This window comes from Desulfosporosinus sp. BICA1-9, assembly GCF_000802135.1.
This window is the reverse complement of record NZ_JUEE01000239.1, coordinates 16,482-36,713: the sequence shown is the minus strand read 5'-3', so window position 1 is coordinate 36,713 and position 20,232 is coordinate 16,482. Positions and strand designations below refer to the sequence as shown.

Genomic DNA, 20,232 nt, shown 5'->3' with positions numbered 1-20,232 from the left:
AGCTGGATTTTTTAATAAACTCGTTGAATTGATATTAATAGCGTTGTTTTATTTGAGTAAGTGGGCAGGTAGTTTTGCCTCAGGAGAGAGGAAGTGAGGTTTCGAATGAAACGTGTTTATGCCCGAGAAGAGGTATGTGTGGGCTGTAAACTTTGTGAAGTGTATTGTGCGACGGCCCATTCAGAGTATCCGTCGGACATTGTCAAAGCCTTTTTGAAGCAGAGGACAAAGCCCTTACCGAGAATTCTGGTCGAAGACAATTTAGAAATTTCATTTGCGCTCCAATGTCGACATTGTGATGAAGCACCGTGTACCAAAGCATGTATCAGTGGAGCAATGCAGAAAGATCTGGTTACGGGAATTGTACGCAATGATGAAAGCCGGTGTGTGGGGTGTTGGACCTGTATTCTCGCTTGTCCTTTCGGTGCGATTCGGCGAGATAATCAAGGACACAAAGTAGCTTCAAAATGTGACCTTTGTTCTAACGGTGCAGACGACTCAGATCCAGCGAATGCCTCAAATGTGCCGATTTGCGTTCAGAATTGTCCTAATCGTGCCCTTCAGTTTATGGATAGCGGTATAGAGGGAGGGGAGTAGCATGAATTATGTGATCGTCGGGAACTCGGCCGCAGCAATCGGGGCCGTGGAAGGAATCCGTAGTGTAGACCGAGAAGGAAAAATTTCGCTTTTTTCCAAAGAACCGCATCCGGCCTATTCCCGTCCTCTGATTTCCTATTATCTCTCAGGTAAAGTTACACCGGAGAAGATGTATTATCGAGATCCCGATTTTTATGAACGTCTGCAAGTAGAGGCTCATCTGGGGATCGAGGTTCAAGCCTTAAGGCTTGAAGAAAAGAAGGTCGAACTTCCTACAGGGGAAAAGACGGCGTATGATCGCCTCTTGATTGCAACTGGCGGAAAACCCATTAGCCCCCCTATCCCGGGCAGAGAGTACTCTGGAGTGTCAACCTTTTTGACTTGGGACGATGTGAAGGAGTTGGGAAAAGAACTCTTTCCGGGAATCAAAGTGGTGGTCATTGGGGCGGGCCTCATTGGCCTCAAAGCCACTGAGGCCTTGGTTAAGCGAGAAGCGAATGTGACAGTCGCTGAACTCTCGAATCGCATTTTAAGTGCCATTCTTGATGAAGACTCGGCTCAAATCGTCCAGAATCATCTTGAAGAACAAGGCGTAAAGTTTCAATTAAATAATACGGTGGCCGAGATTTTAGGTCAGAAGGGCAAGGTAACTGGAGTTCGCCTGCAGAATGGAGAAAATATAGAGTGTGATCGGGTAATCCTAGCTATCGGAGTCAGACCAAATCTGGATCTTGTCCGGGATACCGAAATCAAGCTAAATCAAGGTATCCTGATTAATCCGCAGATGGCAACGAGTGTTAGCGATGTCTATGCAGCCGGCGATGTCTCAGAAGGATATGACAAGATCTGTCAGGAGAACCGTGTCTTACCGATTCTGCCGAATGCCTATAAGCAAGGATTTAATGCAGGAGTGAACATGGCTGGAGGAAGCTCCGCATACCTAGGCGGATTCGCCATGAACGCCATCGGATTTTTTGACCTGCCCATGCTCACTGCAGGTATTATTAAACCTAATGCTCCCGATTTTCAAGAATATATCCAACAAGATCAGGCCAAGCAAAGTTATAAAAAAATTGTTTTGCGGGCCGGAAAACTGGTGGGGTATATTGCCTTAAATAGCGTGGATCGGGCAGGAATTCTTACGGGACTCATGGACCAAGAAGTCGATGTGACCCCTTTTCGAGAGCATCTCTTGCAAGAGGATTTTGGCTATATTCATTTTCCCAAAGAACTACGCAGTCAAAGACTTACCCTAAGGAAGTGAAACGGATGATTGTAATCAATGCCAAAGGACTCTATTATCGACAATTGAACAGCAAGATTCGTGAGGAACTTGCTACTGGCTCTGAAGAAATCGTGGTTAAAAACGTGAATGGGCAACGCTATATTGGAGATGGAATCACAGGCCAGGCACGTTTAACGCTTAAAGGAACCCCTGGAAATGATATGGCAGCCTTTATGAATGGCTTAGAGTTATTTGTTGAAGGAAATACTCAAGACAGTATCGGGAATACTATGAATGATGGGAAAATTGTGGTTCATGGAAGTGCAGGTGATACTGTCGGTTATGCCATGCGGGGTGGAGAGATTTATATTCGGGAGAATGGTGGATACCGGGTCGGAATTCATATGAAGGAATACCAAGCAAAGATTCCGGCGATTGTTTTGGGAGGGAAAGTAGGAGATTTCTTAGGGGAATACATGGCCGGTGGGGTTATTGTCGTCCTCGGTCTAGGCCTGGAAGACGATGAAGAAATAGTAGGTTCCTATTGCGGGACGGGGATGCATGGTGGAGTTATGTATATTCGAGGGGAAGTGGAAGACTATAAACTGGGCAAAGAAGTCAAAGTAGTAGAACTTTCTGAGCAAGATCAAGAACAGCTTAAGCGCTATGTTAAAGATTATGTTAAATATTTTGGCGGAAATTATGAGCAGATTATAGCCAAAAGATTTTCCAAGTTGATTCCTTATAATAAAAGACCCTATGGCAATCTTTATTGTGGCTGGTAAGCATTTTTTATGAACTATGGCTACAAACAGCCTTATTTGAGATATAATAAGGCTAATAAAAGAGAATTAGTTCATATTTTTACTTGAGAAAGGAGAGCATCTGAATTGCATTTTTCAAAAGAAGATTGTCTTAAGTTTGTGAAAGAAAATGATGTTCGGTTTATACGCCTACAGTTTACAGATATTTATGGCAGTATGAAGAACATTGCGATTACGGATAAACAATTTGCACACGCTTTCGAAAACGGAGTTATGTTTGATGGCTCAGCCGTGGCAGGATTCTCTGGTATCGAATCATCCGATATGTTTCTTTTTCCAGATCCAGCTACCTTCTCCATCATTCCGTGGAGGCCGCAACAAGGTAAGGTCGCGAGAATCATTTGCGATATCAAGAACCATGACGGTATGCAGTTTGAAGGAGATCCCCGCTATATTCTTAAACGAACCTTGAAGAAAGCGCAAGACTTAGGCTATACATTTCAAGTTGGTCCCGAATGCGAGTTTTTTCTGTTTTACAACGATGACGAAGGGCAGCCAACCACGATTACCCATGACTCGGCCAGTTATTGTGATCTAGCCCCGATCGATCTAGGGGAAAATACTCGTCGTGAAATTTGTATGGTCTTAGAGGAAATGGGGTTCGAAATCGAAACGTCGCATCATGAAACAGCGGCAGGGCAACATGAAATCGATTTTAAGTATACGGATGCTCTCACAGCGGCTGACAACATCATGACCTTTAAAATGGTGGTTAAGATTATTGCTCAGCGCAACGGTCTTCATGCAACCTTTATGCCCAAACCACTTCCTAACGTCAATGGTTCGGGAATGCATATTAATATGTCCTTAACCAAAAACGGAATCAACCTCTTTAATGGGGGTGAAACTAAAAACGATATTTCTGAAACGGCTAAGTATTTTACGGCAGGGTTGTTAAATCATATTAAAGGGATTACGGCCATCGCCAATCCCCTTGTCAATTCCTACAAACGACTACAACCAGGTTATGAAGCTCCAGTGCATATCGCCTGGTCTCACATGAACCGAAGTCCCTTGCTGCGAGTTCCGGCACCTCGGGGAGAAAGGACAAGACTGGAACTTCGAAGTCCTGATCCTACCTGTAATCCTTATTTGACCTTAGCAGTGGTGTTAGAGGCGGGACTGGATGGTTTAAACAATCGCTTGCCACTGGTCGATCCAGTTAAAGTGAATATTTATAACTTGCCCCCTGAACAGGAGAAAGATCTTAAACTCGAACGGTTACCCTCTAACCTCTTGTTCGCCCTTGAAGAGATGAAGAAAGATCCGCTGATTCAGTCGACACTTGGTGCACATACGTTTAACAAATATTTAGCTGCCAAGACTTTGGAATGGGAAGCCTACGATAACTCAGTCCATGCATGGGAGATTGAAAAGTATCTAAAACCTTATTAACGGTCGGTTTACGAAGATAGAAAGTATATGTTTTGGGTGGCATAAGTGCAACTAGGTGGCCGCCTTAGCTAACGCATAGGGCCAACTAAGTTTTCTTTACCCTGCTCAAAGGGGTGATTGTAGTGAGTGCGGGGAGTGTATTAATCGTTTGTGGAAAAGCTGATATGGCGAGCAGTATGCAAGCCATGCTGATAAAAGAAGGTTTTTATCCGGTAAGTTGCGCTCATTCTGCTAATGAAGCGCGCAGAAGTATTATTAACACTGTATTAGATTTAGTAATTATTAGCACTCCACTACCCGATGAACAAGGAACGGATTTGGTCTTCGATGCCCACGATAAAACATCCGCTGGCATAGTGGTGATCGCAAGACCGGATCAGCTGCTCGATATGCAATGTAGTCTCGAAAAGATAGGTGCCCTGATTCTGCCTAAGCCTATTAATCGCTTAACCTTGCTTCAAACTGCTCGGTTTGCACTATCTGTACGAAATTCGATGACTCAATTAATCAATGAGCGAGACAGATTAAAGAAGCGGATCGATGAGAGCAAGATCCTGGAACAAGCCAAATGGATCCTCGTAGAAAAGTTAAATATGAGCGAGCCCCAGGCCTTTCGTCTCATTCAGAAGAGGGCCATGGATTTGCGACTTTCTCAAGCTCTGGTCGCTGAAGAGATAATAAAGAAGTATGAATAAAAAGGGATACCTAGTTCATCAAAACTAGGTATCCCTTTGGCTTTATATAATAGAAATTATTAGGATTTCGCAAGAGGATGTCATCACTCATCAAAAAAGTCTCACTTAAAAAAGCATTGAATCTCTTGTTTTGTGATATCTGAAATCATGACTAAGCTTCGTTTGCCTGGTTCGAGGTCATATACCTTCACAGCGTCTCTAAGATCGAACTTTCCTGTTCCTTTAACAAGAGATTTTTGAGTGAATTTTTCTAGTAAGTCTACCTGATAAATTGCATCTTGCTTTTCGGGAAAAAGGGCCAGATAAAATATCTCGCTTTCGATCATATCCTGAAAGAAATGGGTGCCAAAGGATACATCGGGAAGGAAGCCAGTGTGACGGTAGCCGATCTCTCCCAAGATCGAAATATGATTCAATTCCGCAAAAGCAACGGGGACTCCTAAAGATGGAATTCGCGATCCCCATCTTCCTGGACCGAGAAGAAGGGTTGTGGTGGTCTTTTTGTGGATTTGCTTATTAAGCCTGCCCACGGTTCTAGCAACTTCGTATTTTTCCGACTGGCTGAGTAGGTTATAAGCGTAGGGGTCCACAACAATGACTTTATGAATTGTTGTGCAAATATTACCACCCATGAAGTGTCCCTTGCTTTTAAACAGGATTTGGTTCGCTGGAATTTCTTGAGGGAATTCAACGCGTTCCCTAAACCCTTGGACCTGTAAGGGCCTACATTGTAAGAGGTTAATGAGATACTGGCCATTGTTTCGGAAGTTCAGCGTGAATTCAATATCTATAGGATGGCAATAGGCCGCTTCAAGAGTTTTAAGAAGCTTCGAGAAGGTTGGCGCAAAATCGGTGTCAGCAAATAATGGGTTGAAACTAAAAACCCAAGACTCTTTGCGCTTCAGGCCGAGTTGTTTCATTCTTTGTTCTGTTTCTAGATCACGCTCAGCAATTGTCGTTTGATGTAAGTCGATATCTTGATCCATCAGACTTTGAATAGAAAGGCATTCTTGACGGTTTTGACGGATGTTCAAGACGTCCATCTTTTGTTGGGAATAGGCCTTGAAACTCTGAAGTCTATCATAAGGCATAGATTGGGGTCGATCTAAAGCCGCAATTCTAGCATAATCTCCTTCAAGCCGATTCACGGCTCTTGTCCCCAGGCCAAGCACAAGCCGTATCATACCGGCGTTAGGATTCATCTGAGTATCCCAAACATAGGCGTTGTGAGAAAAACCCACCCCTGCAAGATCAGGAAAAAAATAGTCTTGCTTATTTGATCCAGACACCCTTTGGACAAGCAGGGCCATTTGCTCTTCAGTATTGGTTAGACCATGTTTTTCCCGATAAGCAAGTGCTTCTTCGCTTAAGGTACTGGCAAAGACTTCTCGAACAGCCTCAGTGAAGTGATGGTATCGTTCGTCAAGGGTACCTTGATTGATACAGAAGACACTTTCGTATTTACCAGGAAAGGCATTTCCAAAGCCATCTTCTAGAAGGCTACTGGAACGGACAATAATCGGGGACTGACCGAAATATTCAAGCATTCTAAGAAATTTATTTTTTATCGTATCGTTAAACTGTCCCTGGAGAATTTTATCGCGCAGATAAGAGGCTTTTTCATAATATCGTTCACGTGTTCGTCGTTGTTCCAGCTTGAGTTTCCATAATTGATTATCAACAAGAAAAGAGTAAAACACATCTGAGCCAATATAAAATGAATCATGAGGTTCAAGGAGGCCTTTCCATGTTTTAGAGGCTTGGATTAGAATTTTTCGCGCTAGAAGCATTCCGATGGCTTTACCGCCGATAAAGCCCGAGCCGATCAAGCGTGACTTTGTGGACAAGATATCCTGAAGAGAAAAATGTTCATAGATTAGTTCAAGAATTCTCTCGTCACGGGTTAGAAATATCCTTGCTAGTTGCTGAATGCGCTCTTTCACTTGAGCTGAAGTTGAAGAGGAGGAAGAAAGGAGTTCGGCAGCCTTTAAAAATAAACGATCCCAGTAATCGAGATCACGCTCAGGATTTTCATCATCCTCTCCGAGCTGAGAATAGAGAGCAGCCACATCTCCACTGCTGGTTATGGGTGCAAATTGACTTTCATGGATAGAATGGGGAAGGAATAGGGTTGGAGTATAGCGATTCCAAACTTTTAATGGGTGAATGTAGGTCGTGGCATCGACTTGGAAAACATCGAACAAGACCTGAGTCGTATCACGAATCACAGCCGTGGTATGGAAGGAATTGTGGTTTTTGAAGGTCGCGAAATAAGCGATGGTATTCAACTCATAGAGATAAGGACAGGTTACCTTAAAGAAATTTCCGATCATCGAATCGGTGGCCCAACGATCTAAAAGCTCAGATAAACAGTCGAAAATATAGAAAACATCTCGTCCTTCACGCGTAATTTTTTCATGAATTTGGGCACAAAACTCTTCAAATCCGTTCTCAGCATTGACCGGAAAAATCTCAACTTCATTGGTATTCTTAATAAGTGGATCGTGTCGAGTAAAATTGATATAGATAATCTTTCTGGGTGGATCTGAATTCTTTTCAATAAAAGCATTGACGAATCTCTGATATACTTCAATCTCCCTAACCTGAAAAACGACATTATCTCCCATCCTCAGATGCTGGATCACGTCATCCAATCTAGCAAAGCCAGTGCTCACTATTTGGGGGTTTTCCATAGTCAGATACCTCCTCGTAATTAATGGAAGGACTTCCTAATAGGAGAGATAGAAAACTGGTTAGCGCCTAGCGCTGGCCATGACCAGAAGTATACAACTGTAAAATTATACTTTCTGCTCTGGAAATAGCCCAGTTGAATTCATCAGTTGTGCCGCTTAGCGTTATCGGAGTTTCAAAAAATAAATCAAAAACGGCGCTATAGAAAGACTCGTTCGTTTTCGAGTAATTTCCAAAGCGCCGTTGCTTTCTTATAATCGCTAAAGTGCGAGGTTTATATTGATTATAGTTATAATGTATCGCAAGAATAACCTCCAATGCAATAGATATTCAAAAAAATTAGGCAAACAGAAATTTAATCAGGTAGTCCAAAAAGTCTAAGGCGAGCATTACGACCATAACAACCATTACGATCAGATACCCGCTTGCTATATCAAGGTCTTAGATCAGGAGATCAAACAATTCCTGGTTCTCGTTGATAACCGTATATTGAATTCCCTTTTTGTCCATAAGGTCTTATGAAGCTTCTTTTCTATGACAAGAACTCTTACGTTTTCGGTTATAACGGAGATGTTTTTAAAAAATTAGTTGAGTATTGGATATCTCTGGTTACTGACTTTGACGGAGACCTAATAAAAAAACCCTATAGGGTTGACTTTTATTATTTGTCTACTCTATAGGGTAAATATTAAATTTAATAGAGTTTTTTACTTAAAATCGTGCAGTTCCTTAACTAGTAAACCATTACTTATCCGCCACGGTCTGACTCATAGGGTAATGTTATGGTATTCAGAGTTTGAGAAGGTTCAGTAACCTGACCTGTAGGCTCCAAGATCACTTTATACACGTACTCTGATGTCATCGCGGCCAGACAGCCTCCATATGAAACATTAAACTCAATTTTATCGCCTACTGAATAATTACTTTTAGCTTCAGTAACATCTAATATCAGATGGTCACTACTGGCACCTAAAATCACGATAGATTTATCATAAGGTATAATGTTTTTTGGATCTATGTCTTGCTTACCTATGGCACAAATAGCTCTTTTTCTAATACCATTATCTTCAAAAACGAGCTTATTTCCGAATGAATCTAATCCAATTTCACCAATCGGTAAAGAAGGCTTATTCTTTATTTCAATTACCTCAACTATTAATTTGAACGAATCATAATAGAGGCCGTCAATAGGGTCATCATTTAAGCCGATTCCTAGTGAGATCGAAGCACCAAGTCTAAGTTGATTAACTTCCAAAGGCAGAAGATCATCTTTAAACAAGCTCTACTAGCGCCTTAGCTATTTTTTCATTGCCACAAAACACCTTAGTTACTCCAGTCGCAGTTATTCCCTTTTTTTTACATTCGTCAACCAGTTTAGAAGCATTCAATCTAATCTTATTAACATCTACTTCTATTCTTGGATATGTCATTTACTGATAATCGTTTTGGCAACTGTTATTGGCTCATTTTCTGGCTTAAGCTTTTCCATGGTGAAACCAGTGTAACCATAGATGACTGATATAACAGGTGATAATAAATTCAAGAAGGCATAAGGAATATAGGCAAACGGACTAACGCCTAAAGTGGCGAACATGAACGCACCACATGAATTCCAGGGAATTAAAGGTGATGTCATTGTTCCAGCGTCCTCTATTATCCGAGAGAGGTTTTTAGGATGTAGGTTTTTCGCCTTAAACGCAGGAGAATACATCTTACCTGTAAGAACAATAGACAAGTACTGGTCAGCTGCCAGCAAGTTTACAGCAATAGCAGTTAAGACGGTGCTTAGTACCAGCGAACCGGTTGACTTAGCAAATGTCAATATTTTTTCAACAATAGCTTCCAGCATTCCCGTTTTTTCCATGATCCCGCCCAAGGTTAAGGCAATCATGACTAAAGAAATTGTCCACAGCATTGAGTCGAGACCGCCTCTGGAAAGTAACTCGTCTACAAACTCTACGCCTGTTTCAGCAGCAAAACCATAATGTAAAGTTTCAACTATACTTGCCAAGCTTGCCCCTTGGAATATAACTGCAAAAATACAACCAAATACTATTCCGCCAATTAGCCCAGGAATTGCAGGAATTTTGAAATAAACCATTAAAATTACTAATAGAGCAGGAAGTAATAGAATAGGGTGAATATAAAAGGAGTCATTTAAGGTAGCAAGAACCGTGCTAATGTTGTCAGTAGCTGCTGTGCCTGAAGCGTACTTGACTCCTAAAATTGCATATAAGATTAAGGCAATTATCCACCCAGGCAAAGTAGTATAGACCATATGACGAATATGGTCGAATAAGTCAGTACCGGTAACAGCGGGAGCCATGTTAGTAGTATCTGATAGAGGTGACATCTTATCGCCAAAATAGGCGCCTGATACAACGGCACCAGCTACCATTGGCAGAGGAATCCCCATTGCTTGTCCAATCCCGATTGCAGCCACGCCTATGGTACCAGCTGTAGACCAGGAGCTGCCGATAGCCAAGGAAGTGAGACTGGCTATCATACAGACTGCAACTAAAAATATTGAAGGTTTTAGAATTAAAAGACCGTAATATATCATTGAGGGTACTACCCCGCCAATAATCCATGAACCTATAACCATTCCAATAATCATTAAAATGATCATTGCTTTTAAACCAGAAGTAATTCCCGTAGTTATGCCCTCTTCGATCTCATTCCATTTCTTCCCTGTTCTTAGTCCCATTAGCCCTGCAAAAACGGCAGACAGCACCAGGGGAATCTGTGGATCACCTTCCAGAACCTTAATAGTGTACAGCAATGATGACATTAGAACGATTACTACAAGAATAGCCTCCCAAAAATATGGTTTTCGCCTTTCCTTAGCCAAAACAATTCCCCCAATTATTTTTTATTTATTGCGAAAAGTTTAATTTTTATAATTTTCGCAAAGTTCACTATTGAAAAATCATTACTTATTATATAAAATTACTTGCATTATTAAAAAATAAATCAACTGAGCTGATAATCCCAGATTCAGCCAGGATTTCCATGGCTAGGTTTTCGATGTTGTGGAGAAACGTTCATATGTCATCCTTTCTTTACTTATTGAATGCTTTGAATGAAAGATTAATTTCCTATTCTACATTCTAATTTCTGAATAATGCAAAAGTTATGCCAGAAGCATAAGGCCGTTTAATGATTCTACCAATATTGTATCAATTCATCGTTAAATAGCGTTACTGAATGGGCAAACTCAGCAAGTCCTTGGGTGATTATTAAGTAAAAAGAAAATCGACAAGAAGGAAAACCATTTTCTCTCCCGAATATTCCAGTATGATATGCAAAAAAATTTGCAGATGGAGAAATAATATGAATGAAGTCAGCCTAGCGATAATTTTAGACCAACTAGATGAAGGAGTGCATGTTGTCGACCTTCAGGGAAACACCATATACTATAATAAGGCCATAGGGCGCATGGAAGGTTTAGCGCCAAAGGATGTTTTAGGGCAAAGTTTATTACGGTATTTTCCTTCCTTGTCCAAGGAAACCAGTACACTTTGGCAAGTTTTACAGACCCGTAAACCCTTAGTACAAGTTAGTCAGACGTATCTCAGTCCTCGTGGAGAGAAGATAACGAGTGTAAATAATACATTCCCGTTATATATAGAAGGAGAGTTTGTGGGAGCGTTTGAGGTGTCTAAGGACTTAAGCCGGGTGGTCCGCTTAACGGAGCAAGTGGTTCAGCTCCAGAGTGAACTCCACCCACCCTTACCCAATAAGGCTAGCAAGGGATCACTTTTCTATACTTTTAATGATATTATGACTCAGAGCGAAGCCATGCTCGAATTATTGAAAAAGGCGAAACGAGCGGCGAATACTGGAGTGAGTGTATTAATTACGGGAGAAACAGGGACTGGCAAAGAAATGGTTGCCCAGAGTATTCATACCTATGGTTCACGTGCTCGTGGACCGTTTATTGCTCAGAACTGTGCCGCATTGCCAGAGAGCTTACTAGAAGGGATTTTATTCGGTACGGTACGAGGAAGCTTTACTGGGGCCATGGATCGTCCAGGCCTGTTCGAACAGGCTCAGGGAGGGACCATTTTATTAGATGAGATTGATTCTATGGGGCTAAACCTACAGGCAAAATTACTGCGGGTTTTACAAGAAGGAAGAGTTCGTCGCTTGGGGGACGTGCGGGAAAAAGTAATTGATGTTCGAATTTTGGCAACCACAAATCAGCCCACTGAAGAGAGCATACTTCAAGGTCGAATTCGGCCAGACCTCTATTATCGGATTAATGTTTTGGAAATCGCTCTCCCTCCCTTGAGGGAACGTCAGGAAGATATCGAACTTTTAGCTCATCATTTTCTAAAGCAAATGGCAAATAAACATCAGCGAAGCATTCCAACGATTAATTCTGATGTTCTTCTCACCCTGAAAAAGCATGACTGGCCTGGTAATGTGAGAGAGCTTGCACATATTGTCGAAGGGGGGCTGGTAACATCAGATCAGGTATTTAGTATTAACGAGTTGCCGAATTATTTGCAAACGAAAGCTCCAACTCAAAAGCAGCAGAGAGACTTGGAGGAACTAGCGGCCTTGCCCCTTCAGGAAAGTCTTCATCTATTAGAAGTGAGCTTGATTCGGGCGGCTTTGGGTAAGACCCAAGGGAATTTAACCCAAGCTGCTAAACAATTAGGGATTTCACGCCAATTACTTCAATATAAGTTACGAAATTTGAAACAGTAAGGATGTTTAATAAAAGCAAGATATTTTGCAGGAGGGCAAAATATCTTGCTTTTTTAACATGTTTATCAATGAAAAAGTGGTTGTTCTTGAGATAAGGCACAATAATTATTCATGGATAGCAGGGCTGGTTTATGGCATAACTTTTGCATTAATAAGAACAATGTAAGAAATTTGCAACAACTTTGGCTGATAAAGGTGAGGAGGGTTCAATATGTCTGAAATACGTGTGATTCAATGGGGTTTGGGTGCCATGGGGAGTGGAATGGCTCGCTTAATGGAGTCTAAAACTGGGCTCAAGATCGTCGGTGCCTATGATCAAGATCCACAGAAGATTGGGCGGGATTTGGGAGATTTTTTAGGGGGAGCAGAGAATGGCGTTAGGATTCAACAGCCACCCAATGTGGGAGAGATGAGTTTAGAAAAAGCAGATCTTGTCGTCCTGGCAACATCCTCCTTTACGAAGGATGTTGCTCCCCAAATTGAGATAGCCCTCAAACATTCCTTAAATGTGATTAGCATTGCGGAGGAAATGGCTTACCCATGGGCCCAAGAACCTGAGCTAGCGAAACATATTGATAGTTTGGCGAAAGAGTATGGGGTAAGCGTCCTAGGAACGGGGATTAATCCGGGATTTGTTCTGGATACTTTAATATTAGCCATGACGGGACCCTGTCTAGAGGTTGATCATATTAAAGCTACTCGAATTAATGATCTTTCTCCATTTGGTCCTACGGTTATGCAGACTCAGGGCGTGGGAGTGAGCGTTGAAGCGTTTGAAGCGGGGTTGCAAAGCGGAGAGATTGTCGGACATGTTGGGTTTAAGGAATCAATTCATCTCTTAGCAAAAACACTGGGCTGGAAATTGGATAGAATTGAAGAAACTCGATTTCCGATTATTTCAAAGGTGTACAGGGAAACTGAGCATGTGAAAGTTGAACCTGGTCATGTGGCGGGGTGCAAACATTCTGCGATAGGGTATGTTGATGGAGTTCCTAAGATCGAATTAATTCATCCACAGCAGGTTTTGCCTCAGCTGGAAGGGATTGAGACGGGAGATTATATCGACATCAGCGGACAGCCGGATATTCATTTAGTGCTTAAACCGGAAATCCCGGGCGGTCTTGGAACCATGGCGATGGCAGTGAACATGATTCCCCAAGTTTTAGCGGCTCGCCCAGGACTTTTAAGCATGGCGGAATTACCAGTTCCAGCCGCTCTGATGGGAGACGTTAGGGCGCTTCTGACCTGGCGAAAGGGGGAGTAAACAAATGAGTTCAGATTATAAAAGCACCCTAGAAGAGCACGGAGTGAGTGGAGACTGGGTCGAAATTTGGAACGTGATTATGGAACCGGGAAAACGGGCTCCTCAAGTTCCAGAGGATACACAAAAGGTTCCCTTAGAGATGCGTTTGCGGGGCTTTCTCGTCAATGAGCAAGCAAAACTTGGCGAGATGGTCTCTGTTCGCACTCGTATTGGGCGAGTGGTGGACGGGAAATTGGTCTCGCTTCATCCCCGGTATAACCATTCGTTCGGAGAACCGCAAAAGGTGCTTTTAGATATTGGGCAAGAACTACGGACCTTTCTGAAGAAAGGGAGGGTTGGAGATGAGTAAACCGTTGGACCAGTCTTATGAGGCAGTTATAGCTCGTAAGGGAGAGATCATGCGAAAGGCCATCGGGATTGATTATGCCGTTTTTGAATATGGCAAGTTAGGTTTTGATTATGAAGGAATGATGGGCTCGGTGGCTTACTCTTTGGAGGAAACAAGCCGCATTCAACGAGCAACAGGGGTAGGGAACACGCCTCTGTTAGAGCTTCGCCAGCTTACAAACTTGGCTCGTCGAGTCGCTCCTCAGGGGAAAGGCGCGAGAATTTTCGTCAAAGATGAAGCTGCTAATCCTTCGGGTAGTTTTAAAGCACGCAGAGCTGCTTTATCAGTTTATGAAGCGAAAAAACGTGGGTATGCTGGTGTGATCGCAGCTACTTCCGGAAACTATGGTGCTGCGGTTGCTTCCCAAGCAGCGATGCTTGGAATTCCTTGTTTAATTGTTCAGGAAGCTTTTGATTCCCGAGGACAGGGACAACCGGAAATCATTGAAAAGAGTCGGGCGTGTGAGGCTTATGGGGCAGAGGTTCTTCAGCTGTCGGTTGGACCGGAGCTTTTTTATATTTTTTTGCAATTGTTAGAAGAAACCGGGTTTTTCAATGCTTCTCTCTATACACCGTTTGGGATTGCGGGCGTGGAAACCTTAGGATATGAAATGGTGGAGCAAACCCGTCAGTTAACTGGTAAAGATCCAGATGCTGTGGTCATCACCCATGCTGGTGGAGGGAATGTCACGGGTACGGCGCGAGGGTTAAAGAAAGCTGCTTGTTCGGCCCAGATCATCGGGGCGAGTATTGACCTTAAAGGGTTGCATATGGCTAGTGATCAGGATTTTAACCGCAAATCGTTTACGACAGGGCATACTGGGTTTGGCATCCCCTTTGCTGTCTGGCCAGATCGTTCGGATGTTCCCCGCAATGCTGCTCGGCCGTTGCGCTATTTAGATCGCTATATCACTGTGACCCAGGGGGAAGCATTCTATATTACGGAAGCCCTGGCTCAGCTGGAAGGCTTGGAACGTGGCCCAGCTGGAAATACGTCATTAGCGGCTGCTTTTGCATTGGCACAGGAAATGAGAGAGGATCAAGTCATTGTCGTTCAGGAGACTGAGTATACCGGTGCTGGTAAACATCCTCAAGCTCAGTTGACGTTTGCTAAAGAAAATGGAATTGAAGTGCGGCGTGGGGATCCGAGAGAGAGCATTCCTGGGAAAAGTATTATTATACCAACCCATCCAGCCCAAATTCAGATAAAAGATATTGAGCTGGATCATATACGACTTAGCTACTTGAAAAATGTGATGGGCGAAATACCGTATTCTAGCCTACTAGAGAAGGACCGGGAATACTTGGAGGCTGAAACGCGCTGGGGTCAAACACGAATCAGGGAAGCCTTAAATGTTTAAGAAGGAGAGTTAAGCAATGGGTATACAACGAAAGGACGACTACGAAGCACGGCGTGGACATCTCGCGGAACTCAGTGAAATAGAATTAGAAGAACGTTTTTGGCAGTTAGCCAATCAAGTCGTAGATCCTTTGCTGGAATTAGCCCGCACCCATACGACCCCCTCTATTGAGCGCTCTGTGCTCTTGAGGATGGGCTTGAATAGCCTTACGGCTAAGGCGATCGTGGAAAAGGCCTTACTGAACGGAGTGCTTGAACATGGAGCAGGTCATTGTGTCTGGCGTTATGCGGAAATATTTGGCTTAGAGATCCCTCAAGCTGTTGAAAGGTTAGCTCGTGGAGAAGGCTGGAAGGAAATCAAAGTGCTTTTTGGAGAGGGGAAAGATAATGCCTGATTATATTCTTGATCCGCACATTAGAATGAATATTGAGAAAATCATGGAGAATCTGGAAGACTATCGACCGAGACGGAGGGGATGGACTTGGCGTAAATTGATACCTCATCAGGAGTTAGGACCCTTTACGTATTCTCAGACCTCCGAAGGTTTAAAAGCCAGCCAGCCTCTTCCAGCCGCGGGTTTCTTTGGTGGAATTGATCCTCAACCAGAATGCACATTGACTTCGGAGATTGCTTCTGGGCGATTTGAAGATGATTTAAGACGAATGAGGATGGCAGCTTATCATGGTGCCGATCACATTATGGTCATTCGAACCGCTGGGCAAAGCCATTATGATGGCTTGCTTGAAGGAACGCCGGAAGGGATTGGGGGGGTTCCGATTAGCCGGAAACAACTGCGGGCAACACGTAAAGCGTTGGATATGATTGAGGATGAAGTGGGTCGGGAGATTAATTTGCATTCTTATGTTAGTGGTGTGGCTGGGCCAGAGGTCGCCGTTCTTCTAGCGGAAGAAGGGGTCAACGGGGCACACCAAGACCCTCAATATAACGTGCTATATCGCAATATCAATGCTGTTCGCTCCTTTGTCGATGCCGCTGAAGCAAAAAAAGTCATGAATTGGGCTGAAATTGCTCAGATTGACGGAGCTCATAATGCGAATGCCACTGCCCGCGAAGCTTGGAAGGTCATGCCGGAACTCCTAGTTCAACACGCTATAAACAGTGCCTATTCTGTCAAAGTTGGGATGCCCAAAGATCGTATTTGCCTTTCGACTGTACCCCCAACGGCACCTCCAGCTCCGGCACTCCGTTTGGATTTGCCCTATGCCGTGGCTTTGCGAGAATTGTTTGTTGAGTATCGAATGCGGGCACAGATGAATACAAAATACATGGAGTCAGATACACGGGAAGTGACAGTCACTCATACCCTAAATGTTTTGCTTTCTCGCCTCACTTCTGCAGATATCCAAAGTACCATCACTCCAGATGAGGGTCGCAATGTTCCTTGGAACTATAACACGATAAATGGCGTAAACACGGCTAAGCAGGCCTTGGTGGGGTTGGACGGTTTGCAAGAGATGGTCGAGATTAAACGGGAAGGGATCTTGGGAGATCGTGTGCGCGAACTGAAAGAACGGGCCGTTTTGTTTTTAGAAGAAATCCTTGAGACAGGCGGTTATTTCGAAGCGGTTCAACAAGGGTTCTTCGTGGATTCAGGGCTTTATCCAGAACGGAATGGTGACGGTATTTCTAGGGATATCAAAGGTGGAGTGGGGGCAGAGGTTTTGCTCCGAGCCCATGATTATTTTGCTCCAGTTTGTGGACACTTTGGCAATAATCACAGACCAGTTGAGGTGGAGCGTCCATGTTCGAAGATAGGAGGATGCACTCTTTGCGTCCCAGAAAAAATTCAATGGCTTGATGAGCTTGATGAGGAGGATAATGTCAATAAACGTTTAGAGAAAAGTCGTCCTTACCGTGAAGAAAAGTTAACCCCTGAAGTCCAATGGGCAGGGGATGGAGTTGTGAGTATGACCCTGTTCTTGCCGACAAATATTCGAACAGCTCATTTTGCGGCCTTAGAGATTGCTAAACAAATGGGATGGGAGGAAACAGAGGTTATTCATAAACAAGTCATGCATCCCGCAGAGGGAACTGTTTTAGAGGTCAAAGGTAAACTGAAAATCGCGATTGATCCCTCGACCCTTCAAATGCCAGAAGAAGAGGAACGGCTTAGCGTAGAAGTTATTCGAGAGAAAGTCCAGGCGCGACCGATGCTAGGAGTGGCAGCTACCGTCGGGGAAGATGAACATTCCGTGGGGCTGCGAGAAATCCTGGATATTAAACATGGTGGGATAGAAGGGTTCGGAATGAAGTTTCACTACTTAGGAACATCCGTTCCGATTTCAAAGGTTGTGGATGCTGCACTGGAGACGGGTGCAGAGGTTATTTTAATTAGCACGATTATTTCACATGGAGACATGCATCGTCTCAATATGCAGAAGTTACACGATTTGTGTGTTGAACGTGGAGTTCGCGATCGCTTAATTCTTGTGGGTGGAGGAACACAAGTTACCAATGAATTGGCTAGGGAATGGGGCATGGACGCGGGATTTGGTAGGGGAACCAAAGGGATTGATGTGGCCAGCTTTCTGGTCAAGTATCGGGAGGAGAACTTCCCGCCAAAGTGAGGGATTACATGATAAAAAAGGTTTTGGTGGCTGAAATCGGCAGCACGACAACTGTGGTGAATGCTTTCGGTGATTTGGATACGAATAATCCGCGGCTACTTGGGCAAGGCCTCTCTCCTACGACCGTGCTTGATGGGGATGTGGGGATTGGGTTGAGGCGGGCTGTGGCTGATCTTGAGAAAATGATCGGACCCGTGGGTTTACTTAGCGACATTCCTTTTTACGCAACGAGCTCGGCAGCTGGAGGACTGAAAATGACGGTTCATGGTCTCGTTCCAGATATGACGGCTCGTGCTGCACGGGAGGCTGCCTTAGGAGCGGGGGCGGTGGTCCGCTATCAAACTGCAGGAGAACTAGTTGAGGAAGATTGGGAAGAAATTCTTCGCATTCGTCCTAATATCATGCTCTTGGCAGGTGGGGTGGATCATGGAGATCGGCGCGTTGTCCTCGAAAACGCTAAGAAACTAGCGGCCTGGTTTAGTCAAGTCTCATGGCGAATTCCTATCATTTATGCAGGAAATGTCACTGCTACAGCGGGTGTGCAAAAGGCTCTTGCTCAAGCAAATATCGACGTTAGAGCTGTACCCAATGTTTATCCTGAGATTGACCAACTGAACATTGAACCGACTAGGCACGCCATTCAGGAAGTCTTTGAACAACACATCACGGAGGCTCCGGGGATGCAAGGAATTCGGGATATCGTCAATGGCAGGATCATGCCAACGCCTGGTGCAGTGATGCAGGCGGCTCAACTGATTTACGATGAAGTGGGAGACGTTTTGGTGTTTGATGTCGGGGGAGCAACGACGGATGTCCATTCGATAACTTTGGGGGCTGAGGAAAATCAAAAATTAGCACTTGGACCAGAGCCTTTAGCAAAGCGAACGGTTGAAGGAGATCTTGGTGTCTATATCAACGCTAATATCTTAGTGGAACTCATGGGTAAAGAAAAAATATTGAAGCATCATGGTCAGGATTGGTTTAAATATTTGAAACCTGTGCCTGAAACTCCAGAAGAGATGGCCTTAAGTGCGGAGTTGACCACTGAGGCGTTAAGAATCGCTCTGTTGCGGCATAGTGGTCGGTATCGCCACTACTATGGGACGAGCGGTAGGGTTACGCGCGTCGATGGACGTGACCTCACTCGGATCCGCTGGATTGTAGGAACAGGTGGGGCGCTTACACGGCTACCAGATGGTCTGGAAATGATGAGGAGCAGCCTTCAACAGGCTGGAGATGCTTTGCTGCCAAAGCCGGGGGTGGCGTTGATGCTGGACACCGACTATATTATGGCGTCCCTAGGAGTATTAGCGACAACGTTTCACCAAGGTGTTTGGCACCTTTTACGCCAATCACTTGGAGTAGAAAATTAGAGGGAGAGGATAGGCGTGAGTCTGCCCGAAATAGTTATTGACCTTGCTAAAATCACCAAGAATGTGGAAGTCATAAAGCGGATAGCCGCACCCTATCAAGTGGATGTGGTTGGCGTAACCAAGGTTTTTTCGGGTGAACCTAAAATTGCTGCAGCTATGTTGGCTGGAGGAATACGGATGTTAGCAGATTCTCGGCTAGAAAATCTTGCGCGCTTAAAACGGGCCTTTCCGGAGACTCCTTTGATGCTTTTGCGTCCGCCAGGGCTTTCTCAGGTAGATGAGACTGTGGCTTTGGCAGAGGTTAGTTTAAACTCAAATTGGGATGTCTTGCTGGCGCTTTCTCGAACAGCCTTAAAACGCCAAGAATCGCATCGGGTGATTCTGATGGTGGATATGGGGGATTTGCGAGAAGGGATTTGGCCTAAAGAATTACCCCAATTGGTTGCCCAAGTCCTTCCCCTGAAGGGTTTAATACTGGAGGGATTGGGCGTAAATTTAGCCTGCTATGGTGGAGTGATCCCTACGTCCGAGAATTTAGGACACCTTGTTGAGCTGGCTGCAGTGATGGAGAGAGAATTTAGAATTTCTCTACCTGTTATTTCTGGAGGGAATTCTGCGACGTTAGCTCTTCTTCAGAAGGGCGACGTACCGCCGCGAGTTAATCAATTGCGCATCGGCGAAGGAATTGTACTAGGGTGCGAGACGGTTAACCGAAATCGTCTACCAGGTGCATTTTCTGATGCTTTTATTTTAAAAGCTGAGATTTTGGAAAGTTATGATAAGCCAACCATTCCCATAGGCTCAATTGGGCAGGACGCTTTTGGAGAAATACCGAAGTTTCTTGATGAAGGGTGGCGAAAACGGGGAATAATAGCTTTAGGACGACAGGATGTTCCAACTGAGGGCTTAGAATTACGGGATGCACGACTTAAAATATTTGGGGCGAGTTCGGATCATTTAATTGTGGATCTCACAGAAGCTCCGGACCTAACGGTAGGTTCAGTGTTAGAATTTAATTTGAGCTATGGGGGATTGCTGGGGGCTATGACTTCTCCGTTTGTTCATAAGCGTTATATAAATTAAACTGATCAAGAAAATTGAGCAGGGGGAATCTTA

General features: G+C 44.0%; 16 protein-coding genes. 13 read left to right on the top strand and 3 right to left on the bottom strand.

What is annotated here, in order from left to right; all coding sequences use genetic code 11:
• The first annotated feature begins 93 nt into the window (after positions 1-93).
• From JL57_RS29260 to JL57_RS29240, 5 genes are all read left to right on the top strand, one after another.
• Positions 94-597 carry a 4Fe-4S dicluster domain-containing protein gene (locus JL57_RS29260; RefSeq protein WP_366557131.1) on the top strand — a complete coding sequence of 168 codons (504 nt, stop codon included), beginning with the start codon at positions 94-96 and terminating at the stop codon, positions 595-597.
• Position 598: 1 nt separating this feature from the next.
• On the top strand, positions 599-1,861 hold the full coding sequence (locus tag JL57_RS29255) for an NAD(P)/FAD-dependent oxidoreductase (RefSeq protein WP_034145406.1): 1,263 nt from the start codon (positions 599-601) through the stop codon (positions 1,859-1,861).
• A gap of 5 nt (positions 1,862-1,866) precedes the next feature.
• Complete coding sequence (locus tag JL57_RS29250; protein ID WP_034145405.1) at positions 1,867-2,607, top strand: hypothetical protein; 741 nt, start codon at positions 1,867-1,869, stop codon at positions 2,605-2,607.
• A gap of 105 nt (positions 2,608-2,712) precedes the next feature.
• Positions 2,713-4,041, top strand: a complete 1,329-nt coding sequence (glnA, locus tag JL57_RS29245) for a type I glutamate--ammonia ligase (protein WP_034145404.1) — start codon at positions 2,713-2,715, stop codon at positions 4,039-4,041.
• Positions 4,042-4,163: 122 nt separating this feature from the next.
• Entirely contained in the window at positions 4,164-4,736 is a 573-nt protein-coding gene (locus JL57_RS29240; RefSeq protein WP_034145403.1) for an ANTAR domain-containing response regulator, read from the top strand.
• 101 nt (positions 4,737-4,837) lie between these two features.
• On the opposite strand, the gene JL57_RS29235 is transcribed toward JL57_RS29240, so the two are convergent.
• From JL57_RS29235 to nhaC, 3 genes are all read right to left on the bottom strand, one after another.
• Complete coding sequence (locus JL57_RS29235; protein ID WP_034145402.1) at positions 4,838-7,429, bottom strand: PEP/pyruvate-binding domain-containing protein; 2,592 nt, start codon at positions 7,427-7,429, stop codon at positions 4,838-4,840.
• Positions 7,430-8,175: 746 nt separating this feature from the next.
• Entirely contained in the window at positions 8,176-8,706 is a 531-nt protein-coding gene (locus JL57_RS29230; RefSeq protein WP_291300733.1) for a hypothetical protein, read from the bottom strand.
• A gap of 147 nt (positions 8,707-8,853) precedes the next feature.
• The gene (gene nhaC / locus JL57_RS29225) at positions 8,854-10,278 is read right to left on the bottom strand and encodes a Na+/H+ antiporter NhaC (protein WP_034145401.1); all 1,425 of its coding nucleotides are present in this window, start codon (positions 10,276-10,278) and stop codon (positions 8,854-8,856) included.
• Between the two features lie 482 nt (positions 10,279-10,760).
• On the opposite strand from nhaC, the gene JL57_RS29220 reads away from it, so the two are divergent.
• The 8 genes from JL57_RS29220 (at position 10,761) to JL57_RS29185 (ending at position 20,199) form a co-directional block, all read left to right on the top strand.
• Positions 10,761-12,143 (top strand): sigma-54-dependent Fis family transcriptional regulator, encoded by a 1,383-nt coding sequence (locus JL57_RS29220; protein ID WP_034145400.1) that lies wholly within the window; start codon positions 10,761-10,763, stop codon positions 12,141-12,143.
• Positions 12,144-12,354: 211 nt separating this feature from the next.
• Positions 12,355-13,407: a 2,4-diaminopentanoate dehydrogenase gene (gene ord / locus JL57_RS29215; RefSeq protein ID WP_034145399.1), complete on the top strand. Its 1,053-nt coding sequence runs from the start codon at positions 12,355-12,357 to the stop codon at positions 13,405-13,407.
• A 4-nt stretch (positions 13,408-13,411) separates the two neighbouring features.
• Entirely contained in the window at positions 13,412-13,756 is a 345-nt protein-coding gene (ortA, locus tag JL57_RS29210; RefSeq protein WP_045691618.1) for a 2-amino-4-oxopentanoate thiolase subunit OrtA, read from the top strand.
• Positions 13,749-15,155, top strand: a complete 1,407-nt coding sequence (gene ortB, locus JL57_RS29205; protein WP_034145398.1) for a 2-amino-4-oxopentanoate thiolase subunit OrtB — start codon at positions 13,749-13,751, stop codon at positions 15,153-15,155. The genes ortA and ortB overlap by 8 nt, the downstream gene beginning before the upstream one ends.
• Positions 15,156-15,171: 16 nt before the next feature.
• Positions 15,172-15,549 carry an ornithine aminomutase subunit alpha gene (locus tag JL57_RS29200; protein ID WP_291300732.1) on the top strand — a complete coding sequence of 126 codons (378 nt, stop codon included), beginning with the start codon at positions 15,172-15,174 and terminating at the stop codon, positions 15,547-15,549.
• Complete coding sequence (gene oraE, locus JL57_RS29195; protein ID WP_034145397.1) at positions 15,542-17,743, top strand: D-ornithine 4,5-aminomutase subunit OraE; 2,202 nt, start codon at positions 15,542-15,544, stop codon at positions 17,741-17,743. Before JL57_RS29200 ends, oraE begins: the two co-directional genes overlap by 8 nt.
• 8 nt (positions 17,744-17,751) lie before the next feature.
• Entirely contained in the window at positions 17,752-19,116 is a 1,365-nt protein-coding gene (locus JL57_RS29190) for a GlmL-related ornithine degradation protein (protein WP_034145411.1), read from the top strand.
• Between the two features lie 15 nt (positions 19,117-19,131).
• The gene (locus JL57_RS29185; RefSeq protein ID WP_034145396.1) at positions 19,132-20,199 is read left to right on the top strand and encodes an alanine/ornithine racemase family PLP-dependent enzyme; all 1,068 of its coding nucleotides are present in this window, start codon (positions 19,132-19,134) and stop codon (positions 20,197-20,199) included.
• Positions 20,200-20,232: the final 33 nt, after the last annotated feature.